Consider the following 22,566-nt stretch of genomic DNA (forward strand, 5'->3'; position numbering starts at 1 on the left):
CCATCACCACCCGCGGTTACCAGGAAGAAGACTGCGTGGCGCTGGCAGGCTGGATTGCCGACGTGCTGGATGCACCGGCCGATGAAGCTGTCATCGCCCGCGTGCGTGATGCGGTCAGCGCGCAGTGCCGCAAGTACCCGGTCTATGGCTGATCGACAGCCGGTGCCAGCGGTCCGTGGCGCCCGTCGTGCCCTGAACTGAGCGCATTACCCCGGGTCGGGCGCTTGCCCCGGCCCGGGGTTTGTTGTATCTGCGTTACAGGTTTTCCACGTCGCCTGCGCGGCGCCTGATGTCCAAGGCTTGAAACATGCATTGCCCGTTCTGCCAGCACACCGATACCCGCGTGATCGACTCGCGCGTCTCCGAGGATGGCGCCACCATCCGCCGCCGCCGTGGCTGCGAAGCCTGTGGCGAGCGCTTCAGCACGCTGGAAACCATCGAGCTCAAGCTGCCGGTCATCGTCAAGAGTGACGGCGGCCGCGAAGCCTTTGATGCGCGCAAGCTGCGGGTTGGCTTTGACCGCGCGCTGCAGAAGCGGCCAGTGTCCGAAGAACGCATCGAGGCGGCAGTGCGCGCAGTGGTGCACCAACTGCGCATGTGCGGCGAGCGCGAAGTGCCGTCGATCAAGGTCGGCGGCTTCGTGATGGATGAGCTGCGCAAGCTCGACCACGTCGGCTATGTGCGCTTTGCATCGGTGTACCGCAGCTTCGAGGACGTGGCCGATTTCCGCGACGAGATCGAGAAGCTGGAACGTGATCATTCCAGTGATGAGGGCCAGCTGCCGCTGTTGGAACGGGCGCCGCCCGACGATGCGCGGTCAGGCAGAAGCGGCAAGCGCTGACAGGCGCGGTGGCAGGCAGGTAAGGACAGGGACGGCGATGCGAGCGAAGGAAAAGTGGTTGTCCCGCAGCGGTCTTGCCGTTGCGGCGTTGTGCCTGGCCTTGGCCGTGCAGGCGCAGGAACCCACCAACCATGAAGATGCCGCAGGCCAGGCCCGACGGGCGGCCGAACAGGCGGCGGCTGCGGTTGCCTTGCTGGAATCGGGTGAGGCGCCCGCCTTGCCCTGTGCGGACGATGCCTGTGCGCCACAGGCGCTGGCCGCGGCTTACCGGGTACAGGACGGCACCTATGCCGGCTCGATGCTGCGACTGGGCGAGGAGGGCCGCTATTCGATGCAGCTGACCCAGCCGCCAATGCAGCGCAGCTCAAAAGGAACCTGGTCGTTGCAGGACGGCATGGTAGTGCTGGTGCCGCAGGATGATCCGGCCGATGCCGTGCAACTGGTGCCATACGAAGCCCGCTCGGCAGAGCGCGCGCAATTGCAGCAGCTGCTGGCCGACCTGCAACAGGCCCACCCGGAGCCTGACGGTCGCAGCGACCAGGATGCGCGTGACACGTTGCAGGCGCAGCTGGCAGCCACGCACGAAGCTGGCAGGCCGCTGTATGTGAGTTTGCTTGACCCCCTCACCGGTGTGGCCAGTGAAGGTGTGCAGGTGGTGCTGGAGTTGGCAGGTGGCGAGCTGGCCGCTGAAAGCAGGTTGTCGGGTGGAAATACCTATCGCTTCCCGTCACCACCACCGGGGCAGGCGGTGACGGGGGTGCGTCTGCAGTTCCCAGGTGTGGACGCGCCGCTGCGGCTGCCGTTGCAGGCCCCGCTGCGGCCCAGTTACCAGGTGCTGTTCGACGCCTGCGCGCTGCGCATGTGCGAGTCGGCCACGATGGGCATGGTGCTGCAGCAGGGGGCGGATGGTCCGCTTCTGTACGCCGTGGGCGTGGGCGTGTTCCAGCGTGAAAGCCGCTAGTGCCCTGACGCCGCGGGCCATCAATCATGGCTGCCTTGGCTGGACCGGATGAAGATCATCAATCTGCAGGACCGGCGTGACTTGCTGCCGGCAATCGCACGGGCCCATGTACAGGCGTTCGGCACGCTGTTGCCCGATTGGACCGTGGCCCAGGCCGAGGCCGAGCTCGCCGTGCAGCAGCGCGATGGCATCCCCTGCAGCTGGCTGGCGATGGAAGGGGATGACTGGTTGGGTTCGGTCAGCCTGTTGCACGACGACCATGAGCAGATCCGCGGGTGGTCGCCATGGCTGGCTTCGCTCTATGTCAGCCCAGCGGCGCGCGGCAAGGGCGTGGGAGCAGCGTTGGTGGCGCATTGCATCGCCCAGGCCGCGGTGCTTGGGGTGGCGCAGCTGTACCTGTATTGCGAGGCACCGATGGTGGACTGGTACCGCAGCCTGGGCTGGCGCGTGCATGCCCAGCTGCAGCTGGGCCCGTTGGCAATCACCGTAATGGCGGTGGATACCGGCGGCGGCTAGCGGCCTTTCGCTGTCGGTGCCCTGGTCTGGCACCTACACTGTTGCTCTGCCCGCAACTGGCTGCGGGTTGCTTACGTAACGAGGTTTGCAGATGAGCCAATTCACCGCCACCGACCACCTGCTGATGGCGCGCGCGCTGCGCCTGGCCGAGCGTGCCGCCTGGACCACCCGTCCCAATCCCATGGTGGGTTGTGTCATCGCCCATGGCGAAGAGGTGGTGGGGGAGGGCTGGCATCAACAGGCCGGTGGCCCGCATGCCGAGGTGTTCGCGTTGCGCCAGGCGGGAGAGCGTGCGCGCGGCGCCACCGCCTACGTCACCCTGGAGCCCTGCGCCCATTACGGGCGTACCCCGCCGTGTGCACTGGCCTTGATCGAGGCCGGGGTGGCGCGGGTGGTGGCGGCGATGGCCGATCCTTTCCCGGACGTGGATGGCGGTGGTTTCGCGCTGCTGCGGCAGGCCGGCATCACGGTGGACGTGGGGTTGATGGCGGCGCAGGCGCGCCAGCTCAACCAGGGCTTTCTGTCGCGCATCGAGCGCGGGCGTCCGTTCGTGCGGGTGAAGCTGGCGGGCAGCCTGGACGGGCGTACCGCCATGGCCAATGGCGAATCGAAATGGATCACCGGTGAGGCCGCGCGTGCGGACGTGCAACGTTGGCGTGCCCGGGCCGGCGCGATACTGACCGGGGCGGCTACGGTTCTGGCCGACGATCCGCAATTGACCGCACGCCCGGACACCGGTGCATTCCTGCCACCGCTGCGGGTGGTGCTGGATGCGCGCTTGCGCACCTTGGGCTGTGAACGGGTGCGCTCAGAGGGCGCACCCACCCTGTATGTGCATGGGCCGGCGGCCATCCCGCCGACGCTGGCGGGTGCCGAATTCCAGTCCTGTCGGGTGCTTGCCGATGGACGCCTGGATCTGCCTGCGGTGCTTGCGGAGCTGGCGGCACGCGGCATCAATGAGGTGCATGTCGAAGCCGGGCCGACCCTGTGTGGCGCGCTGGTGAAGGCCGGGCTGGTCGACGAACTGCTGCTGTACGTCGCCCCGTTGCTGATGGGCGACGCTGCACGTCCGCTATTGGCGGGGCTGGGTATCGACAACATGGCGCAGGCGGTGCCGCTGGAGATGGGCGATGCCCGCATGGTTGGCGCTGATCTGCGCCTGCAGCTGCGGCCGGTGCAACCCCGTTGATTCTGGGCCAAATCCGGCAGCGGGAACGCCCCATGTAGTGCCGAGCCATGCTCGGCAGAGGCTTTCCGGCAGATCCAGTGGTAGTGCCGAGCCATGCTCGGCAGAGGCTCTCCGGCAGATCCAGTGGTAGTGCCGAGCCATGCTCGGCAGAGGCTTTCACGGCAGATCCAGCGGTAGTGCCGAGCCATGCTCGGCAAGCGCTCTCCCGGCAATGCCTCTGCCGAGCATGGCTCGGCACTACCGGGCGCCTGTTCCATCGATGGGAAGCACTTGTTCAGCCCGGTCCAGGCCTTCACCGGGGTGGCGCTGTTACAATCAGCGCGCCGGTTCGCCGGCACTCACAAACGTCTTCAGGGCGGGGTGCAACTCCCCACCGGCGGTAGGTGCAGGCCCGCGTAGCGGAGCTGCATGAGCCCGCGAGCGTTCCAGCCAGGGCCGTACATGCGTACGGATGCCTGGCCGGAGGTCAGCAGATCCGGTCAGATGCCGGAGCCGACGGTCATAGTCCGGATGAAAGAAGACGGTGTTTCGGGCCCCTCGTGGGGTCCGTGCGCCTGTTTGCCTTGCGGCGTTTTTCGCTCACATATCGCGGAGAACGTTAGTGTTTACTGGAATCATCGAAGGCGTCGGCCGTCTGGCCGCACGCGAACCCATCGGCGGCGATGTCCGCTTCACCTTCAACGTCGGCAACCTGCCGTTCGAACAGGTGCAGATGGGCGAGAGCATTGCCGTCAACGGTGTCTGCCTGACCGTCATCGACTTCGACGGCAGTAGCTTCAAGGCCGATGCCTCAACCGAAACCCTGGACCTGACCACGCTCGGCGGCCTCGCCGAAGGTGCGGTGATCAACATGGAACGTGCCATGCGCCCGACCGACCGCCTCGGCGGCCACCTGGTCAGCGGCCACGTCGATGGGCTGGGCAAGGTGCTGTCCATCCACGAGGACGCGCGCGCCCTGCGCTGGCGCTTCGCCGCGCCCAAGGCGCTGCTCAAATACATCGCCAAGAAGGGCTCGATCTGCGTGGATGGCGTCAGCCTCACCGTCAACGAAGCCGATGACGAAGGCTTTGAAGTGGCGCTGATCCCGCACACCGTTGCCAATACCGCGTTCTCCGCCACCGGCGTGGGCAGTGCGGTGAATCTGGAAATCGATCTGGTCGCCCGCTACGTGGAGCGCCTGCTGGGCCAAGGAGCCGCACAATGAATTTCGCCCCCGTTCCCGAACTGTTGGCAGAGATCCGCGCCGGTCGCATGGTGGTCATCGTCGATGACGAGGACCGCGAGAACGAAGGCGACCTGATCATGGCCGCCGAGCTGGTCAAGCCGTCGGACATCAATTTCATGGTCACCCACGGCCGTGGACTGGTGTGCCTGCCGCTGACCCGCACCCGTGCCGCCGATCTGGGCCTGGCGCCGATGGTGCAGGCCAATACCGCGCAGTTCCAGACCAACTTCACGGTCAGCATCGAGGCCGCCGAAGGCGTGACCACCGGCATCTCCGCGCATGACCGGGCCCACACCATCCGCACCGCGGTGAAGGCCAATGCCAAGCCGTCGGACCTGCACCAGCCGGGTCATATCTTCCCGCTGATCGCCCAGCCGGGCGGCGTGTTGACCCGCGCCGGGCACACCGAAGCTGGCGTCGACCTGGCCATGCTGGCCGGGCTGGAGCCGGCTGGCGTGCTGGTGGAAATCCTCAACCCGGATGGCAGCATGGCGCGCCGCCCCGAGCTGGAAGTGTTCGCCCGCGAGCACGGCTTGAAGATGGGCTCCATCGCCGACCTGATCGCCTACCGACTGGCCACCGAGCACACCGTTGAGCGTGTGGACGAGCGCGAGATCGACACCGAGTTCGGCGCTTTCAAGCTGGTTACCTACCGTGACCGCATCGCCAATGACCTGCATTTCGCGCTGGTCCGCGGCACCCCGGACAAGGACACGCCGACCCTGGTGCGGGTGCAGGTGGAGAATCCCTTGGCCGACCTGCTGCATTGGCGGCGTGATGACTTTGGCGTGGCCAGTACCGATGCGCTGCGCGCCATTGATGCCGCAGGTGCTGGCGTGATGGTGGTGCTGTCGGCACCGCGCGATACCAACGCGCTGCTGGCCCGCCTGCGCCAGCAGCCGGCGCCGGTCATCCCGGGCAAGGACAAGGACGTGGGCCAGTGGCGCCGCAACGGTGCCGGCGCCCAGATCCTGTCGGACCTGGGCCTGGGCAAGCTGCGTGTGCTCGGGACCCCACGCCGGCAGGTCGGCCTGGCCGGTTACGGCCTGGAAATCGTCGAAACGGTCGCTTTGCAGGGATGATCGGGGGCTTTTGAGGCAGGAGTGAGTGAAGAGGAGTGAGAAAGAACGGGTTGCGGGCTTTGCCAAGCGGGGCTCGGCACCTCGCGGTACCAGGGGCGATTAGGCCGCCCTTCTCACTCCTCACTCATCTTCACTCGCTCCCCGCCACTCGACAGCACCCACACAGCGCGTACACGTTAAACTTACCCACCTTTTGGATCCCCACACCCCCATGAGCCACTACGAAGGCGACCTCCGCCCGGCCGGTTCGGCCCGCTTTGCCATCATTGCCAGCCGCTGGAATGCCCGCATCACCGATGTGCTGGTGGCCGGCGCACGGCAGAGCCTGGCCGGTAACGGCATCGGCGAGGACGCCATCGACGTGGTGCGCGTGCCCGGTGCCTGGGAAATCCCTCTGGTCGCCGCCCGCCTGGCCGCCGCCGGCCACCATGCCGCGATCATCACCCTGGGCTGCGTGATCCGTGGCGATACCCGCCACTACGAGCACGTCGCCGACCGCTGTGCCGAAGGCCTGATGCGGGCGCAGCTGGATTTCGGCGTGCCGGTGCTCAATGGCGTGCTGGCAGTGGAGCGGGTGGAAGACGCCGAGGCCCGCGCCGGCGGCAGCCACGGCAACAAGGGTGAGGAAGCCGCCTTGGCGGCATTGGAAATGGTCAATCTTCTGGAGCAGCTGCCATGAACAACAAGAACAACGGCAAGCCTGCCGGAAAGCCGGTCCGTCGCGACGGCATTGATCCGGTGCTGCGTTCGCGCGCACGCCGCCGCGCCCTGCAGGCCATCTATGCCTGGCAGATCTCCGGCGGCAACGCCGAGTCGCTGCTGGCCCAATTTGCCCACGAACAGGCGCACGAAATCGCCGACCTGGCCTACTTCGAAAGCCTGCTGCGCGGCGTGCTGGACAACCGCCGTGACCTGGACGAGGCGCTGGCCCCGTTCGTCGACCGTGCGGTGGAAGAAGTGGATGCCATCGAGCGCGCGGTGCTGCGCGTGGCCGCCTACGAGCTGCGTTACCGCCTGGACGTGCCCTACCGTGTGGTGATCAACGAGGCCATCGAAACCGCCAAGCGTTTTGGCTCCGAGCATGGCCATACCTACGTCAACGGCGTGCTGGATCGTGCCGCCGTGGAGTGGCGCAAGACCGAGTCCAACCAGTAAGCCCAGGGCGGCCCAGGCCGCTGGATGCTTGCATGCAACGCCGGGGCCGGCATCATCGGCACCGGCGTTGTCGTTTATGGGAGTTGAAGTGAGCCTTGACGAGTTCGGTCTGATCGAACGTATCCGCCGCCGCACCGGTGCCCGTGCCGACATTGCCCTGGGCATTGGTGACGACGCCGCCCTGCTGCAGCCGCAACCCGGCCAGCAACTGGTGGTCACCGCCGATACGCTCAATGCCGGCGTGCATTTTCCGCAGCAGACCCCCGCCGCGGACATCGGTTGGAAAACCCTGGCGGTGAACCTGTCCGACCTGGCTGCGATGGGCGCCCAGCCAAGCTGGTGCACCTTGTCATTGTCGCTGCCCGATGCCTCGCCGGGCTGGGTGGATGCCTTTGCCGAAGGCTTCTTCGCTTTGGCCGATGCACATGGCATCGCCCTGATCGGTGGCGACACCACGCGTGGCCCGTTGTCCTTGTCGGTCACCGCGATGGGGCAGGTGCCGGCAGGCACAGCGTTGCGCCGCGATGGTGCACGCGCCGGTGACGATATCTGGGTGACCGGCGTGCCCGGCGAAGCCGGGTTGGCACTGGCGCTCTGGCAACAGGGGCTGCTGGATGTATCGCGGCCTGCGCACGATGCGTCCCTGGAGCAGCTGCGCCTGCGTCTGGCCCGGCCTACGCCACGGGTGCAGGCCGGCCTGGCATTGCGTGGCATTGCCAGTGCGGCAGTGGATGTGTCCGATGGCCTGCTGGCCGACCTGGGGCATATCTGCGAACGCAGCCAGGTGGCTGCCGAGTTGCTTGAGCGCGCGCTGCCGGTATCGACGGCGGCGGCCGTCGGCGGGCATGAGGTGGCCTTCCGCGCGCTGCGCGCGACTGCCGGTGATGACTACGAACTGTGTTTCACCGCGCCTGCGGCGCTGCGCGAACAGGTACGCGAAAGCATGTCCTGCGTTGCAGTTCGGGCTGCACGTATTGGCTATATTCGAGACGGAAGTGGGGTCCACCTGCGTAATGAGGAGGGCGTGTCGCAGTCCGCTGGCAAGGGAGGTTTCAACCATTTCCCGGGTTGAAACATCGTAGGTCAACTCAGGCAGCGGCGTGGGGAGCCGCCGTTCACACCGTGTCCACGAATTCATATTTATGATCTCGACCGTGATCCATGTCTCGTTTTAATGCAGGCATCGCTTGCAGTACGCGGCAGCAAACAGGGGGCTTGGCTAGTGGAAATGGCAACACTGGAAAAAGTGAGGGCAAAGATGGGGGATGTGGGCCAGCCCTCCGTCAGCGTGGACAATGTCGCGCTGGACAAGGAACTGGACACTGCCATCAACGCCAACAGCGGCATTTCAATGCTGCTGGTGTCCACTGGTGACGGCCGGGCGATAGCCCATCGCTCGCAGAACAGACTTGATCCACGACGCCTGTCGGCAATGAGCAACTCGTTCCTGACGCTTGGGGAAACCTTGTCGCGCGAACTGGGCCTGACCACGGCCGACTACGTGACCATGTCCACCTCCCAGGGCAGCATGGTGCTGGTGCGTGTTGCTGCGGACCGCACCTATACGCTTGCTGCGCTGGGCCATGCCGATACCTCGCTGGCGATCCTGCTGTATGTGGCCCGTGATGCTGCGGCCCGCATCAAGCCCCTGCTGTAAATCCTTGTTGTAACCCTTGCGTGCTCACATGGCCCGGCTTGTCCGGGCAGCGGGCGAGCGCAGGGCAAGTCTGCACCTGGCATCACGTGACCTGTCTGTGGACAGGCGCGTTTCTGGAATCAACCACTGGATACATGGAGTGAAACATGGCTGGTAACGTCAAGCTGGACAAACTGAATGAAATCGCGGGCTTCGTTGGCGCAGCGCTGGTCGACAGCGACAGCGGCATGGCCCTGGGCATGCTGGGCGGCGGCCCGATCAACCTGGAAGTTGCCGCTGCCGGCAACACTGAAGTGGTGCGCGCCAAGCGTCGCGTTGCCGCCTCGCTGGGCATCACCGAGGCGATCGAGGACATCCTGATCACCCTGACCAAGCAGTACCACCTGATCCGCCCGCTGGAAAGCAACCAGGACCTGTTCCTGTACGTGGTGCTGGACCGCACGCGCGCCAACCTTGCGCTCGCCCGCCACGAGCTGAAGTCGTTCGAACAGACCCTCGATTTCAAATAATCGAGGAGCGCGTTGCTGCCCTGCATGGGCAGCAACGCGGCCGCTGAGCCAAGGACCCTGTTCCGGTTGACATGATGAGCGCACCTGCCCGCAAGATCTCCACTGCCGTGATTGGATGCCAGGGGCTGGATGTGCTGCACATGATGCGGCTGAAAGTCGCCAGCTCGTTGCTGATGGCCGAGTACATCCAGGCCGACGTGCAGGAGTGGAAACACCAGAAGGTGGATCTGCTGGTGGCCAGCATCGACGATGGCAAAGGCCAGCAGGTGCTGCGCGAGGCCGGTGCCAAGGGCCTGCCGGTACTGGCGGTGACCCGCAAGGTGTTGGCCGGCCTGCCCATACCGGGCGTGGCCTACGGCGCCAGCGTGCGCGAGATTTTCCAGCAGCTGCGCGAGCTGCTGCAGCAGGTCGAAGGAGGGGGCGAGCGTTTTCTGCCGCGCACCCTGTTCCGCAGCCTGTCCGACGCCAAGGGCAAACCCAGCCTGCTGCACCTGGGCCTGGTGCGGGTGATGGTGGATGCGCCGCAGCGCCGCATTACCCTGCTGCGCGATATTCCCTACGAGAACTTCCTGAAAGCCGCTACCGAGCCGGGCTGGACTTTGTCCCTGCTCAGTGAGGGCGGTGGCGTGGAGGAGTGCCTGGCCGACGCGGTCAGCCAGCATGCCTTCGAGGATTTCTGCTGGCGGGCGGCCAGCCTGAGCGTCGAGCCATTGCTTGTGCAGGACATGCAGGGCCTGGCCCAGTTGCGCGGTTGGCCAGAGGTGGAAACCGGCAAGCTGCCCACCCATTGGCTGTTGCCGATGGCGGCGCTGATGATCCGCCCGTGGCGGCCGGATCAGCTGGCACTTGCCACCGGCACCTCGCTGGACGACATTGCCCGTATCATGGCGGCGGCGGCCTGTACCGGGCTGCTGGACACCAGTGGTAGCGGCAGTGGCGCTCCGCGCGCCAGCGGCGGCAAGGTCTCCGGTTTCTTCTCACGTATCGCCAAGCGATTCGGGCTCAACTTTTCCAAGGGGCTTCAGGTCTGACGGCTATGGCAACCAAGTTGGTTTTTGTCGGTGAAATGGGTGCGGGTAAAACGACTGCGATCCGGTCGATCTCGGACATGGAGCCGATCAGTACTGAAATGCCGATCAGCGACGAAGCGGCGCTGGAGGCATTCGAGGACAAGTCGCACACCACGGTGGCGCTGGATTACAGCTCCATTGAATTGGGCGACGGCGAACTGCTGCATGTCTATGGCGTGCCGGGCCAGGCCTACCTGGACTTCATGTGGCCGATCGTGGCCGAGGGTGCAATCGGCGTAATCGTACTTGTGAGCGCACTCAACCCGCGCGCGCTGCCAAGTACGGTGACGTTGTTGGCGCGCTTCCGCGCGCTCGCGCCGGAGGCGTGCTTCGCCGTGGGCGTGACCTGCCAGGACCGCCAGCCGGATTTCAGCTTCACCGATTTTCGCAATGCACTGGCCAGCGAAGGCCATCGCCTGCCGGTGATGTGGGTGGATGCGCGCGAGGCCAACCAGGTCGATTTCCTGGTCAAGGCCCTGCTGTCCTGCCGTTACGCCGAAGCCGTGGCCTGAGCCGCGACGCCGGCACCCCCGCAACCGGCGAACGGCCCGGCATCACGGGGTGCCAACGGCGCGGCAGCCCAGGCCGCTCAAACGGGGGGCAGTACCTTGCCCGGATTGAGGATGCCGTCCGGGTCCAGCGCCTGCTTGATGGCCCACATCGTCGACAGCGTGTCGGCCGAGAACGCCTGCGTCATGAAATCGCGCTTGGCCACACCGATGCCGTGCTCGCCAGACAGCGTGCCGCCCAGCGCCAGGGTCAGCGCGAATACCTTGGGCAGGGCAGCATGGGCACGCGCGTTCTCGCTGGCGTCATCCGGGTGGTAGAGGATGTTGACGTGCAGGTTGCCGTTTCCGGCATGGCCAAAGGTGACGATCGGCAGGCCGGACTCGGCCGACAGCCGCTGCACGCCTTCCACCAATGCCGGGATCCGCGACACCGGTACCACTACGTCCTCGTTGATCTTGCCGGGCGCGATTGTTCTGAGCGCGGGGGACAGGGCACGGCGGGCCGCCCACAGCTTGTCGCGTGCACTGCCGTCGCTGGCCACGTCCAGTGCCAGCATGCCGTCGCCTTCGGCGGCCTCGGCCAGGGCGTTGAGCAGATAGGGCAGGGTGTCGTCGTCGCCTTCGGCATCGATCAGCAGCATGGCGCCTGCTTCGGGCACCTGCGCGCCGTTGTGGCGCAACAGCTGCAGGCTGCGGACGTCCATGAATTCCAGGGTGGTGGGGGTGACCGGCTGTGCCATCACCCGCGACACCGCCGCCGCCGCCGCTTCCGCATCGCGGTAGAGCACGCGCAGGCCGGCCTGGCTGCGTGGGCGCGGCGAGAGCTTGAGGGTGGCTTCCACGATCAGGGCCAGGGTGCCTTCGCTGCCGACGATCAAGTGGGTCAGGTCGTAGCCGGTGGCGTCCTTGGTATAGGCGCCGCCGCAGCGGATCAGCTCGCCGGTACCGGTCACCGCCACCAGCCCGAGCACGTTGTCGCGGCTGGTGCCGTACTTCACCGCGCGTGGGCCACCGGCGTTGCAGGCCAGGTTGCCGCCGATGCTGCAGATGTCGGCACTGGACGGGTCGGGCGGCCAGAACAGCCCGTGGGGCTGCAGCGCCTGCTGGAGGTCGCCATTGAGCACGCCCGGCTGCACCACCGCGCAGCGGTCGCCAGCGCGGATGTCGAGGATGCGGTTCATGCGTGCGAACGAGAGCACGATGCCGCCAGCGCTGGGTACGGCCGCACCGGTGGTGCCGGTGCCGGCACCACGCCCGACCAGTGGGACCGCATGGTTGCGGCAGAGGCGGACAATGGCCTGTACCTGCTCGGCGGAGCTGGGCAGGGCCACGCCCAGTGGCAGCGCGTGGCGCCAGGAGTTGTCCTGCGCATGCGCCTGCAGGGCTGCGGTGTCGGTGCGCCAGCCATCGCCCAGCAGCTGCGCCAGGGCCTGATCGAATGCGTCGGGGAGAGGGGTCATCACCGGCCTATTGTAGGCCGTGTCACTTGCCGCGTTGGTTGGCCGACATCTGCGAGGGTCGCATGCGCACGTCTTCGGGCAGCAGGGCGACCACCTGTTCCAGGATCCCGGGCAGCGCCTCCTGCGAGTAGCCGCTGTGAACGGCCTGGATACGCCCTTCACCGTCCAGCACGAACATGCGTGGGATGGCCTTCACTCCATAGCGTTCGGCACTCTTGCCCTTGGGGTCGATCACGTATTCAAGGTCCAGCTTGCGGTTGCGGCGGGCAAACTCGACCACCTGCGCGCGTGGTTCGTCCCAGTTGACGGCGATCACCTCCAGCGCGTCCTTGCCTGCCACCTGCTGTATCCGTGCCAGCACCGGCAGTTCGCGCAGACAAGGGCCGCACCAGCTGGCCCAGAAGGTCATGATCACCACCTTGCCGCGCCGTTGTGCCAGATCCACCGGTTCGCCATGCAAGGTGTTGCCCAGTGTTCCGGACGGTGGAAACTCTCCCTGACGGGGCTTTCCTTCATCGGCGTGGGCGGTGGTGAACGGCAACGCCAGGCACAGCAGCAGGACTGCAGGTTTGAGCAAACGCAGGTGCATCGGTTCCCCCGGTGTTGTCACGTGTCGGCGCCAGTGCGCCTACCCCGAGGGGATTGAATCACCTTCCAGCCCATGCAGGCCAGCGCCAGCGGCAGCCACACCCAGCGCAGTTCGGACAGCACGGTCTGCAGGCCGCGCGCGCTGAAGAAGTTGTTGGCAAACGGCGACACCCGGATGGGGCGCCAAGGCGCGAACAGGCGCTGCTCGCTCCAGGGCCACCACAGCGCCACCCCCAACCCGCCGGAGGTCAGTGCATCCAGCAGCGGGTGCGAGAGCGCGCAGATGAAGACGAAGGCCAGTGCCTGCAGGCGGCCAGCCTGCAGTTGGCGCGCAAGGGCCAGCGCCAGTGCCGCAAGCACCCCGGCAAACAGCAGGGAATGGCTGGCGCCGCGATGGCCGAAGGCATCGGCATAGGGGATGTGCAGGGCAAAGGCCAGCACATCGGCATCGGGCAGCATGGCCGCGGCAACCCCGGCGGCGAGCAGTCGGCCGGAGACGCGCCCGCGTTCGCTGGCGTACCACAGTGCCAGCGGCACCGCTGCATGGGTGAAAACACTGGGCATCAGCAATCGTCAGCGCGGAAGGCGTCGCGGATCCAGTTCAGGCGCGGCGGTTCACCGCTGGCCTCGACCACATCAAAACGGCAGGGGTGATTGGCCAGGGCAGGATGGCGGGCCAGATAGAGCTGGGCAGCGGTGATCAGCTTGCGCCGTTTGCCGGCATCCACCGATACGGCACCGCCGCCAAAGCGGCTGTCGCGGCGATAGCGGACTTCGACAAATACCAGGCAGTCGCTGCCCGGGTCATGCATCACCAGGTCCAGCTCGCCACCGCGGAAACGCACATTGGCGGCGCGCCACTGCAGGCCCGCCTGTTCCAGCAGGGCACGGGCGGCAGTTTCCACCGCCGCACCGCGTTGCGCCTGCTCAGCGACCATCACCAATCGCGACCGGGTGACCGCCACTGAAGGTGGACCAGGCCGGGGTGCGCAGCACATTGCCGAAGCCGTCCAGGTGCAGGGTGCCGGTGGCGCCGCTCAGGCCGGCCCCGGTGCTGTTGGCCAGCTTTTCCAGATAGGCGGTGATCTTCCAGGCGTCATAGCCGAAAGCGAACAGGCGTGCCGCGCCACCGCGGGCGGTGGGCAGGCTGCTGGCCAGGCTGCTGGCTGCCGGCAGCCCGGCAACACCACGCGAGGTCCAGGTTTCGCTGGGGAAGGCGATACCGTCCAGGGCCATGTCTTCATCGGCCTTGCCGGTGTTGGCGACCAGCTGCGAGGTACCAACCCGGGTTACCGCGCTCAGCCCGGCCAGCGCCAGCTGCGGCGCCAGCACACGTGCCTGGTTGCCCTTTACCGCCAGCAATACCGCATCCACACCGGCCGCCTGGCGCAGCTGGGCGCCGATATCGGCCGGGGTGTCGCTGACGGTGATGGTGGCGGCAACCTTGCCGCCGCGCTCGCCGAAGCGCTCCTTGAATGCCGTGCTCGCGCGGCGACCGGTTTCGTCATTGCTGGCGATCACCAGCACATTGCCGCGCTCGCGGCCCAACAGGTACTCGGCGGCCATGATGCCGTCATCCTCCGGGGCCAGCGAGAACCCGGCGCTGCCGGCCGGCGGGGTGTCCTTGCCGCGGTTCAGGGCCAGCAATGGCACCTGCAACTGCTGGCGGTGGAACAAGGCATCGACTTCGTCGCGGCCAAGCGGCCCGACCACGAAATCGGCGCCCGCCGCCACGGCCTTGTCATAGGCGGCAATGGCACCGGCGGCATTGCCCTTGGTGTCGATGAAGTCGATCTGCGGGCGACGCCGGGTCTCGCCGTAGTAGCCGGCCAACAGGCCGTCGCGCACCGGCGCGGCGGCGGTGGCCAGGTTGCCGCTGAGCGGCAGCAGCACGGCCATCTTCACCGGCGGGCGGTAGCCATCGGCATCGGCGGCCGGGCGCTTGCCGGTGTCCAGTTGCCAGGCAGCATCGCGGTCGAACGGACGGGGCAGCGGCAGACCACGTGCGATAAGGGCGCGGCCGGCATGGTTGTACAGGGGGTCGCCTGCCGGCAGGGCCGCAGTGCGGGTGCCGAGGGTGGCGTCATCCAGCCCGGCCAGCAGGCGGGTGATGGCGCGTTGGTTGTCGGTGCGCTCGGCACCGCTGAGCAGCACGCCGGCGCGGGCACGGTCAGCGGCGGCATTGAAGGCATCGCCATTGGCTTCCAGGGCCTGGGCGCGGGCCAGGTACCAGCGCGCATGCAGGGCAGTGGGCAGCTGCGTGGGATTTTCGGTCAGCGCCTGCAACGCAGCGACCGGCTGTTTGTCAGTCACGGCCAGCTCGGCCTGCAACAGTTGGAAGCGCTGGCGGCTGGCGCCGCTGAGCTGGCGCTGCTGCACCTGGGTCATCAGCATGCGCGCGCGGGCATCGTCCTTGGCTTCGTGCCAGGCAAAGGCGGCGTCGGCCAGCAACTGCGACTTGCCCGCCCCACGCACCAGCGCAGCTTCGGCTTCAAGTTGCTGGGCCGCTTCGCGCGGCTTGCCCTGTTCAAGCAGGGCGATGGCCGCCTGCTGGGCGGGGGTACTGGTCGGGGCAACGCTGGTGGTGGCGCAGCCGACGAACAGCAGCATCGACAATGACAGGGCGGAAATCCGTGCGACTGGCTTGTTCATTTGAGGTCCGTTCGACAGGGCGCGGCAGTGCCGGGCGGGGGAAACGGTAGGATTCTACCCTTGGCCCACGGAAATACCGATGATGAGTACTGCTGCTGCCACCTTGTATGTCGTTGCCACGCCGATCGGCAACCTGGCCGATCTGAGTCCGCGTGCGCAGGAGGTGCTGCGTTCGGTGGCCGCCATCTGCGCCGAAGACACCCGCCATACCGGCCAGTTGCTGTCGCACTTTGGCATCAGCAAGCCCCTGGTAGCCCTGCATGACCACAATGAAGAGGCGATGGCCGAGCGGGTGGTGTCGCGCCTGCTGGGCGGTGAATCGCTGGCGGTGGTCAGCGATGCCGGCACCCCGTTGGTCAGTGACCCGGGCTTCCGCCTGGTCCGTGCGGCGCGTGCGGCGGGGGTCAGAGTCAGCCCAATCCCAGGTGCCTGCGCGGCAATTGCTGCCTTGAGCGTGGCCGGATTGCCCAGTGATCGCTTCGTATTTGAAGGCTTCCTGCCGGCGAAGGGCGCGGCCCGCCGCGAGCGGCTCAACAAACTGGCGGCCGAGACCGGCACCCTGGTGTTCTACGAGTCTTCGCACCGAATCGCCGAATCGCTGGCCGACATGGTGGCTGCGTTCGGTGCCGAGCGGCCGGCGGTGGTGGCGCGTGAGCTGACCAAGCTGTTCGAGACCGTGCTCGATGGCAGCTTGGAGCAGCTGTTGGCCAAGGTGCTGGGCGACGACAACCAGCGCAAGGGCGAGTTCGTGGTGATGGTGCAGGGCGCTGGCGATGATGAGCAGGCCAGGATCGCCGAGGGCCGTCGCCTGTACGCAAAATTGAACGAGCACTTGCCGCCGTCCACCGCTGCCAAGCTGGCGGCCGAACTGAGCGGCGCGCCGCGCAAGGCCTTGTATGGACAGGGCAGCAACGACTGAGGCGATGTGGGCGGCGGCAGATGCCGCCAGCCTGCGTCGGCAACTGGACCTGCGCGAGCAGCCGTTGGCCGGTGGTACCGGTGGCCAGGTCAAGATCCAGCGCGAGCGCTGGATGATGGTGCGCTGGTTGAATGCCTGGGCGTCGGAGCTGGTCTATCCGCTGCGGGTGCGCAAGCGAGAAAGCCCGGATTTCATGCTGGATGTCGGCCCTGACCGGATTGGCGTGGAATGCATGGAAGTGGTGCCTAAGGCCTTCAAGCAGGTGCAGGCCAAGTTGAATGGCATCAACTCCGGCTGGGTGCGGCCGGTGCCGCAGCACCGCGCTGAGGAGGCACGTGCCGAATGGGATAGCCCATTGCTGCGCCAGTTGTTGGCTGACACCTATGAAGGCAGTCCATGGGCGGGCGATGAGCCCGAGCGGCTGTGGGTGGAAGTGATGCGCTGGGCGGTGGAGAAGAAGCGCCAAGTCCTGCATAAGCCGGGCTATGCCCGGCAATCGCGCAATGTGTTGTTGCTGTACGACAACTGGCCGTTGCCGGCAGTGGCCTTTGTCGAAGATGCAGATCCTGCGGTGCTGCGCAGCTGGGCGTGGGCTGCGCTGGATGAATTGTCAGGGCAGTTGCTGGACAGTGGTGCGCACGCGGACTTCCAGCAGATCGACATCCTGCATGAAGGCTGGCTGCTGTCATTCACTTCTGGAGGAGTGCGACCGTTGCGTTACCGGATGCTTCCAGCTGAATGAATTGAACGGCCGGACCGCTGCTGGACGTGCGACAATATGCGCGGCGGAGTCGGCCAGACAGTCGCGTCATTCCTTCGGGAGTGCCGAGGAAAGTCCGGGCTCCACAGGGCAAGGTGCCAGGTAACGCCTGGGCGGCGCGAGCCGACGGAAAGTGCAACAGAAAGATACCGCCTACGTCTCTTTCGGGAGGCCGGTAAGGGTGAAATGGTGCGGTAAGAGCGCACCGCGAGTCTGGCAACAGACCGGCACGGCAAACCCCACCTGGAGCAAGACCAAATAGGGACCTAATGGCGTGGCCCGCGTCGGGTCCGGGTAGGTTGCTTGAGCGTTGCGGTGACGCAGCGCCTAGAGGAATGACTGTCCACGACAAAACCCGGCTTATCGGCCGGCTCCGCCGCTTTTTCTGCCCGCCGGGCAGAAAAAGCCCCCAAGTTTTGCAAGGCAAAACTTTGGGCCCCAGGCCTTTAGCCTTCCAATTCCCCGCGCCTGTCGGCGCGCCCCCTTTACTAAAGGGGGCTGTTACTCCTGAGAGATGGCTTGGTTCGCGTGGCTGTGGCTATGGCTATGGCTATGGCTATGGCTATGGCTGTGGCTGTGGCTCCTGCCTTGCTGTTCTCTTTCCCTTCTCCCGCTTGCGGGGGAAGGTGCCCGGAGGGCGGATGGGGGGAGCTTTTGATCTTGCTGTGGCCGTGGGGTAACGCCAAAGCCAAAGCCAAAGCAAGATCAAAGGCACCCCTCCCTAACCCTCCCCTTCGCCTGCGGCGAAAAGGAGGGGGCAAGCTTCGGCCAGCGGAGGGGATCAAGCTTCGGCGAAGGGCGGGAACCAGGAGCCACAGCCTTCTTTCTCAATCTCCATGCGCGTCTCCCCCAGATACACACCCTCCGGCCCGAACCGTCGCTCATGGATGAAACCGCCGCCATCCTGGCCGATCGCCACGATGGTGCTGGCGCGGGTGCCGTAGTCGGTCCCACGGATGAAGGCGCTGGAGAGATGTCGTTCCCACTCCAGTGAGATCCCGGTAGCGGGCAGCTCTGCATCCGTAGCCTGTTGCTCATCAGCCAGCGCCGCCCAAAGCGGCTCCAGGCCGTCACTGCCTGCAGCCAGCCAACCCTCAAGCACGCCCATCAGGCGCCGGGTCTTGGGCCAGGGGGCATCCAGTGCGCCGTTGGACATGCCATGCACGCCTGGCGCCAGATCCTGCCGGGCCTGCGGGTGGTTGCCCAGATAGCTGCAGCTTTCAGCGTCGGCGACCAATAGATTGAACGGTGCGAACGCTGGCGCCCGGCTGGCCAGGGTGTCGGCATAGTCCGTGGCCGGCTGTCCACCAGCCAGGTAGCTGGCGATCAGTTCGCCGCGCGAAGGCCCGCCTGCAGTGGCGTTTGGGTCACGCACATTGGTGACCATGCCCGCCTGTCCGTGCAGATTCACGCCCATCCAACTGCCGCCCGAACGCAGGTCGCGACCGGCAATCACGTTGTCGTGAGGGGCAGGCCAGCGCTGCAAGGGGGCGGTGGGGCGGGCGTGGAATTCGTCACGGTTGCCGGCCATGAGCAGGCGCCAGTGCGGGTGGGTCTTCCAAGCGAGGGCGACAAGACACATGCACGAAGTGTGCCGTTTTGCGCGCTTGTCGGCCATCTGCGGCTGAATGGCGGCTGGGTTGCGACCCGGTTTTCACGCCACCTCTACACCCCTGAATTTCCTACGAATCTCAAAATTTGAGACGAAACAGCAACTTGTGGATAAACCTTGAACAACTCTCTAAACATTGGCGCAAACCATTGATGCGAATGGCGATTTTGTGTGCGGAAAGTTGTTGACAAGCCATGGCCCGCTGCTAAGGTGGGCATCAGAGGGAAAACCGGGTTTTTTGTGGTTTTTCGTGGTTCAATAACTTCCCAAGTGGAAACTGACAAACGGGTGCCATAGGCGTGTTCCAGGGCGAGACTGCCATCACGGTTGACGACAAGGGACGCATGGCGGTGCCAACCGCCTATCGCGACCTGGTCGCGCGTGCCAGCGGCAATCGCCTCGTACTCACCTACAACCCGTTTGAAGCAGGCTGCTTGTGGTTGTACTCAGAGCAGGAGTGGGAGCGGGTGCGGGACGACGTAATGGCAAAGCCCAATACCCAGCGTGTAGTACGCACCCTGCAGCAGAAGCTTGTCGGCTCGGCCGCCCATCTGGAACTGGATGGCAATGGCCGTATCAGCCTGCCGTCCAGTCACCGCAGCGCGGTGGGCATCGAGAAGAAAGCAGTGCTGATGGGCATGGGGGACAAGTTCGAATTGTGGAGCGAGCAAGCGCATCGCGCACTGATCCAGCAGACGTTGTCTGACGAGGATCTGGGCGATGGGCTTCTCGATCTGAAGTTGTGAGCCGGGGTGCCCGGGTGCGCGGTGAAGCGCAGGCCGGTCACCCTCCGGTGTCGCAGCCGCCGGCGGCTCACCTGCCGGTGCTGTACACCCAGGTCCTTGACGGCCTGAGGGTGATCGAAAACGGTACTTATCTGGATGGCACGTTCGGTCGTGGCGGTCACGCTGGCGGCGTGCTGCGCCAGCTCGGCCCGGAAGGGCGCCTGCTGGTGATGGACAAGGACCCCGAGGCCATTGCCGTGGCCGAGCGCGATTTCGCGCCGGATGGCCGTGTCTCTATCTATCGCGGCAGTTTTGCCGATCTGCTGGATTGGAGCGAGACCGCTGCCGGTCTGGACGGCGTGCTGTTCGACCTGGGCGTGTCCTCGCCGCAGCTGGACGTGGCCGAGCGTGGTTTCAGCTTCGGCAAGGACGGCCCACTGGACATGCGCATGGACCCGGATTCGGGCGAAAGCGCGGCGCAGTGGTTGAACCGTGCCGAAGATCGCGAAATCGCCGATGTGCTGTTCACCTATGGCGATGAGCGGCAGAGCCGCCGCATCGCCCGCGCCATTGTTGCCCGCCGCGAGAAGCAGCCGTTCACGCGTACTGCCGAGCTGGCCGAACTGATCGCCTCGGTGATGCCGCGTGGCAAGGACAAGATCCATCCGGCCACGCGCAGCTTCCAGGCCATCCGCATTCACATCAACCGCGAACTGGCCGACCTCGAGGCCGGCCTGGACGCGGCGATGGCGCGGCTCAAGCCCGGTGGCCGGTTGGCGGTGATCAGCTTCCACTCGCTGGAAGACCGCATCGTCAAGCAGTTCATGAACCGCCATGCCAAGGCACCGCCGACCAATCGCCGGCTGCCGGAAGTGCAGGCCTTCGTACCGACCCTGGACCTGATCGGCGGCGCCATCAAGGCTGAAGACGACGAACTGGCCATGAACCCGCGCGCGCGCAGCGCGGTGCTGCGTGTCGCGCAGAAGCGTGAGGTGGCCGCATGAGCCGCCTGCTGCTGATCGTGCTGCTGGCCTGCACCATCGCCTCGGCGATCGGTGTGGTGTTCATGCGCCATCGGCACCGTCAGCTGTTCGTCGAGCTGTCCAAGCTCGAGCATGCGCGCGATGAGCTCAATATCGAGTTCGGTCGCCTGCAGCTGGAGCAGGCCACCCTGGCCCAGGCCACGCGCGTGGACCAGGAAGCACGTGGCCGCCTGGGCATGAAGTTTCCGGAAGCTGCTGACATCGTGGTGATCCGCCCATGAGCAAGCACGGCCGCAACCGCACCCGCACCCGCACCCGCACCCAGTTCAACCTGCGCAGCCGCATGACCATGGTTGCGGTGGGCCTGGGCCTGTGCGCGGTGACGCTGGTTGGGCGTGCGGCCTATGTGCAGCTGATCAACAACGATTTCTACCAGCGCGAAGGCGAGGCACGTTACCTGCGTGAAGTGCCCATCGCGACCTCGCGCGGCATGATCACCGACCGCAACGGCGAGCCGGTGGCGGTGTCCACGCCGGTGGCCTCGATCTGGGTCAACCCGCAGGAACTGCTGCGCGCGCCCGAACACATCCCGCAGCTGGCCCAGGCGCTGTCGCTGCCGGTGGACGAGCTCACCGCCAAGCTGACCCAGAAGGCCGACAAGGAATTCATGTACCTGCGCCGCCGGATGAATCCGGACGTGGCCGAGCAGGTGGTGGCACTGAAGATCCCGGGCGTATTCTCGCAGCGCGAGTTCCGTCGCTATTACCCGCAGGGTGAGGCGATGGCGCACGTGCTGGGTTTCACCAACATCGATGACCGCGGCCAGGAAGGCCTGGAGCTGGCCTTCGACGAATGGCTGCGCGGCAAGCCTGGCGCCAAGCGCGTGATCCGCGACCGCAAGGGCGCGATCGTGGAGAGCATCGATCTGGTGCGTCCGGCCGAGCCGGGCAAGGACCTGACACTGAGCATCGATCGCCGCATCCAGTTCCTGGCGATGCGTGAGCTGCGCAACGCAGTCACCGCCAACAAGGCGGCGGGCGGCTCGATCGTGATCATGGACGTGGCCACCGGAGAAGTGATGGCCATGGCCAACCTGCCGACCTACAACCCCAATTCGGTCAGTGGCGCCACCCCGGATACGCGCCGCAACCGCGCCGTCACCGATCTGGTCGAGCCCGGTTCGACGATGAAGCCGCTGACCATTGCCACCGCGTTGCAGAACCATGTGGTGACGCCGGACACGGTCATCGACACCAACCCGGGCTACATGTCGCTGGGCCGTTACACCATCCGCGACGTGCCGCGTAACAACGGCGTGCTCAACGTTACTGGCGTGATCACCCGCAGTTCCAATATCGGTGCGGCCAAGATCGTGGCGCGCATCCCGGACCAGACCTTCTACGATTCAGTACGTGGCTTCGGCTACGGCGTTGCCCCGAACAGCGGCTTCCCCGGTGAATCGTCCGGCGTGGTCGCACGCCCGGGCAGCCCGAGCTGGTACGGCACCACCAAGACCACCATGTCCTACGGCTACGGCCTGTCGGTAACGCCGTTGCAGATCGCCCAGGCGTACTCGGCGCTGGCCAATGGTGGGCAGGTGATCCAGCCGACCTTCGTCAAGGGGCAGCGCAACGAGGCGCGCCAGGTCATCGACCCGGAAGTGGCGCATGAAGTGGTGCGCATGATGGAAACCGTGGTTACCCAGGGCGGCGCCAAGCAGGCGGCCATCCTGGGCTATCACGTGGCCGGCAAGACCGGTACCGCGCGCAAGAACGGCCCCAATGGTTATGAGCGTGGCCACTACAACCTGCTGTTTGCCGGCGTGGTGCCGGCCACGGCGCCGCGCTATGCCGCGGTGGTCGTGGTCAACGACCCGCAGGGCTCGCTGCAGTACGGTGGCCTGGTCTCGGCGCCGGTGTTCCATCACGTGATGGAAGGCACGCTGCGCCTGATGGACGTGCCGCCGGATGACATCCAGTCCTGGTTGGCGGCACAGGCCGCAGGCAAGGTGGGCGGCCGCCCGATCAGCAACCCTGCGGTGCTGCCGGTTCCCCAGGATACGGTGGAGCCCAATGCCGCCGCCGAATTTGATGCTGCACTGCCGACGGTGGCCGCACCCGCGCCCGCCGCAACGGGGGTGCGCCAGTGAGTCG

The 22,566-nt window shown here is 66.1% G+C and carries 25 protein-coding genes, 1 other RNA gene, 1 pseudogene and 1 riboswitch; of the genes and pseudogenes, 21 read left to right on the forward strand and 6 right to left on the reverse strand.

All coding sequences use genetic code 11. The features are described from left to right. The 14 genes and pseudogenes from glyA to B2527_RS14600 form a co-directional block, all read left to right on the forward strand. A pseudogene (gene glyA, locus B2527_RS14535) lies at positions 1-152 on the forward strand (serine hydroxymethyltransferase); the annotation flags it as partial. A 155-nt stretch (positions 153-307) separates the two neighbouring features. Continuing rightward, positions 308-841, forward strand: coding sequence for a transcriptional regulator NrdR (gene nrdR, locus B2527_RS14540; RefSeq protein ID WP_293715049.1), 534 nt, complete (start codon positions 308-310; stop codon positions 839-841). A gap of 58 nt (positions 842-899) precedes the next feature. Next, positions 900-1,802, forward strand: coding sequence for a hypothetical protein (locus B2527_RS14545; protein ID WP_293715052.1), 903 nt, complete (start codon positions 900-902; stop codon positions 1,800-1,802). 48 nt (positions 1,803-1,850) lie between these two features. Beyond that, positions 1,851-2,318: a GNAT family N-acetyltransferase gene (locus B2527_RS14550; protein WP_293715055.1), complete on the forward strand. Its 468-nt coding sequence runs from the start codon at positions 1,851-1,853 to the stop codon at positions 2,316-2,318. Positions 2,319-2,409: 91 nt separating this feature from the next. After that, a complete protein-coding gene (ribD, locus tag B2527_RS14555) occupies positions 2,410-3,507 on the forward strand; it encodes a bifunctional diaminohydroxyphosphoribosylaminopyrimidine deaminase/5-amino-6-(5-phosphoribosylamino)uracil reductase RibD (RefSeq protein ID WP_293715057.1) in 1,098 nt (365 codons plus the stop codon). Positions 3,508-3,849: 342 nt separating this feature from the next. After that, positions 3,850-4,033, forward strand: a riboswitch (FMN riboswitch). Positions 4,034-4,108: 75 nt separating this feature from the next. Continuing rightward, a complete protein-coding gene (locus B2527_RS14560; protein WP_293715059.1) occupies positions 4,109-4,711 on the forward strand; it encodes a riboflavin synthase in 603 nt (200 codons plus the stop codon). After that, the gene (ribB, locus tag B2527_RS14565; RefSeq protein WP_293715061.1) at positions 4,708-5,814 is read left to right on the forward strand and encodes a 3,4-dihydroxy-2-butanone-4-phosphate synthase; all 1,107 of its coding nucleotides are present in this window, start codon (positions 4,708-4,710) and stop codon (positions 5,812-5,814) included. Before B2527_RS14560 ends, ribB begins: the two co-directional genes overlap by 4 nt. A 211-nt stretch (positions 5,815-6,025) precedes the next feature. Next, positions 6,026-6,493, forward strand: a complete 468-nt coding sequence (ribH, locus tag B2527_RS14570; RefSeq protein WP_293715064.1) for a 6,7-dimethyl-8-ribityllumazine synthase — start codon at positions 6,026-6,028, stop codon at positions 6,491-6,493. Then, positions 6,490-6,969 (forward strand): transcription antitermination factor NusB, encoded by a 480-nt coding sequence (gene nusB, locus B2527_RS14575; protein ID WP_293715066.1) that lies wholly within the window; start codon positions 6,490-6,492, stop codon positions 6,967-6,969. The genes ribH and nusB overlap by 4 nt, the downstream gene beginning before the upstream one ends. A 76-nt stretch (positions 6,970-7,045) precedes the next feature. Then, on the forward strand, positions 7,046-8,041 hold the full coding sequence (thiL, locus tag B2527_RS14580) for a thiamine-phosphate kinase (protein WP_414717100.1): 996 nt from the start codon (positions 7,046-7,048) through the stop codon (positions 8,039-8,041). Positions 8,042-8,236: 195 nt separating this feature from the next. Further along, positions 8,237-8,626, forward strand: coding sequence for a roadblock/LC7 domain-containing protein (locus B2527_RS14585; RefSeq protein ID WP_293715069.1), 390 nt, complete (start codon positions 8,237-8,239; stop codon positions 8,624-8,626). A gap of 146 nt (positions 8,627-8,772) precedes the next feature. Next, on the forward strand, positions 8,773-9,135 hold the full coding sequence (locus B2527_RS14590; RefSeq protein ID WP_293715071.1) for a roadblock/LC7 domain-containing protein: 363 nt from the start codon (positions 8,773-8,775) through the stop codon (positions 9,133-9,135). Positions 9,136-9,209: 74 nt separating this feature from the next. Next, complete coding sequence (locus B2527_RS14595; RefSeq protein ID WP_293715074.1) at positions 9,210-10,166, forward strand: hypothetical protein; 957 nt, start codon at positions 9,210-9,212, stop codon at positions 10,164-10,166. Continuing rightward, positions 10,163-10,717 carry a GTPase gene (locus B2527_RS14600; protein ID WP_312370674.1) on the forward strand — a complete coding sequence of 185 codons (555 nt, stop codon included), beginning with the start codon at positions 10,163-10,165 and terminating at the stop codon, positions 10,715-10,717. Before B2527_RS14595 ends, B2527_RS14600 begins: the two co-directional genes overlap by 4 nt. A 77-nt stretch (positions 10,718-10,794) precedes the next feature. On the opposite strand, the gene B2527_RS14605 is transcribed toward B2527_RS14600, so the two are convergent. The 5 genes from B2527_RS14605 to B2527_RS14625 are packed head-to-tail and all read right to left on the reverse strand — an operon-like array spanning position 10,795 to position 15,414. Continuing rightward, positions 10,795-12,174 carry an FAD-binding oxidoreductase gene (locus tag B2527_RS14605; protein ID WP_293715080.1) on the reverse strand — a complete coding sequence of 460 codons (1,380 nt, stop codon included), beginning with the start codon at positions 12,172-12,174 and terminating at the stop codon, positions 10,795-10,797. A gap of 22 nt (positions 12,175-12,196) precedes the next feature. After that, positions 12,197-12,763 (reverse strand): TlpA disulfide reductase family protein, encoded by a 567-nt coding sequence (locus B2527_RS14610; protein ID WP_293715082.1) that lies wholly within the window; start codon positions 12,761-12,763, stop codon positions 12,197-12,199. A gap of 17 nt (positions 12,764-12,780) precedes the next feature. Continuing rightward, positions 12,781-13,326 (reverse strand): metal-dependent hydrolase, encoded by a 546-nt coding sequence (locus B2527_RS14615; protein WP_293715085.1) that lies wholly within the window; start codon positions 13,324-13,326, stop codon positions 12,781-12,783. After that, a complete protein-coding gene (locus B2527_RS14620; protein ID WP_293715088.1) occupies positions 13,326-13,700 on the reverse strand; it encodes a YraN family protein in 375 nt (124 codons plus the stop codon). The genes B2527_RS14615 and B2527_RS14620 overlap by 1 nt, the downstream gene beginning before the upstream one ends. Next, positions 13,690-15,414 (reverse strand): penicillin-binding protein activator, encoded by a 1,725-nt coding sequence (locus B2527_RS14625; RefSeq protein ID WP_293715091.1) that lies wholly within the window; start codon positions 15,412-15,414, stop codon positions 13,690-13,692. The genes B2527_RS14620 and B2527_RS14625 overlap by 11 nt, the downstream gene beginning before the upstream one ends. A gap of 82 nt (positions 15,415-15,496) precedes the next feature. Here B2527_RS14625 and rsmI point away from each other — a divergent pair, with 82 nt between their 5' ends. From rsmI to rnpB, 3 genes are all read left to right on the forward strand, one after another. After that, positions 15,497-16,333, forward strand: a complete 837-nt coding sequence (rsmI, locus tag B2527_RS14630) for a 16S rRNA (cytidine(1402)-2'-O)-methyltransferase (protein WP_293715094.1) — start codon at positions 15,497-15,499, stop codon at positions 16,331-16,333. A 4-nt stretch (positions 16,334-16,337) separates the two neighbouring features. After that, positions 16,338-17,075, forward strand: coding sequence for a hypothetical protein (locus tag B2527_RS14635; RefSeq protein ID WP_293715096.1), 738 nt, complete (start codon positions 16,338-16,340; stop codon positions 17,073-17,075). 45 nt (positions 17,076-17,120) lie between these two features. Beyond that, positions 17,121-17,472, forward strand: an RNA gene (gene rnpB, locus B2527_RS14640) — RNase P RNA component class A. Positions 17,473-17,874: 402 nt separating this feature from the next. Here rnpB and B2527_RS14645 read toward each other — a convergent pair. Then, a complete protein-coding gene (locus tag B2527_RS14645; protein WP_293715099.1) occupies positions 17,875-18,675 on the reverse strand; it encodes an NRDE family protein in 801 nt (266 codons plus the stop codon). Positions 18,676-19,004: 329 nt separating this feature from the next. Between B2527_RS14645 and mraZ the strand changes: the two genes are divergently transcribed. From mraZ to B2527_RS14665, 4 genes are read left to right on the forward strand one after another with little or no spacing between them, the layout of a single operon-like run. Further along, positions 19,005-19,451, forward strand: coding sequence for a division/cell wall cluster transcriptional repressor MraZ (mraZ, locus tag B2527_RS14650; protein WP_282266355.1), 447 nt, complete (start codon positions 19,005-19,007; stop codon positions 19,449-19,451). Between the two features lie 14 nt (positions 19,452-19,465). Further along, positions 19,466-20,434, forward strand: a complete 969-nt coding sequence (gene rsmH, locus B2527_RS14655) for a 16S rRNA (cytosine(1402)-N(4))-methyltransferase RsmH (RefSeq protein WP_293715352.1) — start codon at positions 19,466-19,468, stop codon at positions 20,432-20,434. Then, entirely contained in the window at positions 20,431-20,694 is a 264-nt protein-coding gene (gene ftsL, locus B2527_RS14660) for a cell division protein FtsL (protein ID WP_057633384.1), read from the forward strand. Before rsmH ends, ftsL begins: the two co-directional genes overlap by 4 nt. Then, a complete protein-coding gene (locus B2527_RS14665) occupies positions 20,691-22,562 on the forward strand; it encodes a peptidoglycan D,D-transpeptidase FtsI family protein (RefSeq protein WP_293715112.1) in 1,872 nt (623 codons plus the stop codon). Before ftsL ends, B2527_RS14665 begins: the two co-directional genes overlap by 4 nt. The last annotated feature ends 4 nt before the right edge of the window (positions 22,563-22,566 follow it).

The sequence above is a fragment of the Stenotrophomonas sp. UBA7606 genome, assembly GCF_002477705.1.
Lineage (GTDB): Bacteria > Pseudomonadota > Gammaproteobacteria > Xanthomonadales > Xanthomonadaceae > Stenotrophomonas.

Coding starts and splice junctions, on each gene's coding strand:
- nrdR (WP_293715049.1), top strand. CDS start 308: ATGCATTGCCCGTTCTGCCAGCACACCGATACCCGCGTGATCGACTCG.
- B2527_RS14550 (WP_293715055.1), top strand. CDS start 1,851: ATGAAGATCATCAATCTGCAGGACCGGCGTGACTTGCTGCCGGCAATC.
- ribD (WP_293715057.1), top strand. CDS start 2,410: ATGAGCCAATTCACCGCCACCGACCACCTGCTGATGGCGCGCGCGCTG.
- ribB (WP_293715061.1), top strand. CDS start 4,708: ATGAATTTCGCCCCCGTTCCCGAACTGTTGGCAGAGATCCGCGCCGGT.
- ribH (WP_293715064.1), top strand. CDS start 6,026: ATGAGCCACTACGAAGGCGACCTCCGCCCGGCCGGTTCGGCCCGCTTT.
- nusB (WP_293715066.1), top strand. CDS start 6,490: ATGAACAACAAGAACAACGGCAAGCCTGCCGGAAAGCCGGTCCGTCGC.
- thiL (WP_414717100.1), top strand. CDS start 7,046: ATGGGAGTTGAAGTGAGCCTTGACGAGTTCGGTCTGATCGAACGTATC.
- B2527_RS14590 (WP_293715071.1), top strand. CDS start 8,773: ATGGCTGGTAACGTCAAGCTGGACAAACTGAATGAAATCGCGGGCTTC.
- B2527_RS14595 (WP_293715074.1), top strand. CDS start 9,210: ATGAGCGCACCTGCCCGCAAGATCTCCACTGCCGTGATTGGATGCCAG.
- B2527_RS14605 (WP_293715080.1), bottom strand. CDS start 12,174: ATGACCCCTCTCCCCGACGCATTCGATCAGGCCCTGGCGCAGCTGCTG.
- B2527_RS14610 (WP_293715082.1), bottom strand. CDS start 12,763: ATGCACCTGCGTTTGCTCAAACCTGCAGTCCTGCTGCTGTGCCTGGCG.
- B2527_RS14615 (WP_293715085.1), bottom strand. CDS start 13,326: ATGCCCAGTGTTTTCACCCATGCAGCGGTGCCGCTGGCACTGTGGTAC.
- B2527_RS14620 (WP_293715088.1), bottom strand. CDS start 13,700: ATGGTCGCTGAGCAGGCGCAACGCGGTGCGGCGGTGGAAACTGCCGCC.
- B2527_RS14625 (WP_293715091.1), bottom strand. CDS start 15,414: ATGAACAAGCCAGTCGCACGGATTTCCGCCCTGTCATTGTCGATGCTG.
- rsmI (WP_293715094.1), top strand. CDS start 15,497: ATGAGTACTGCTGCTGCCACCTTGTATGTCGTTGCCACGCCGATCGGC.
- B2527_RS14635 (WP_293715096.1), top strand. CDS start 16,338: ATGTGGGCGGCGGCAGATGCCGCCAGCCTGCGTCGGCAACTGGACCTG.
- B2527_RS14645 (WP_293715099.1), bottom strand. CDS start 18,675: ATGTGTCTTGTCGCCCTCGCTTGGAAGACCCACCCGCACTGGCGCCTG.
- ftsL (WP_057633384.1), top strand. CDS start 20,431: ATGAGCCGCCTGCTGCTGATCGTGCTGCTGGCCTGCACCATCGCCTCG.
- B2527_RS14665 (WP_293715112.1), top strand. CDS start 20,691: ATGAGCAAGCACGGCCGCAACCGCACCCGCACCCGCACCCGCACCCAG.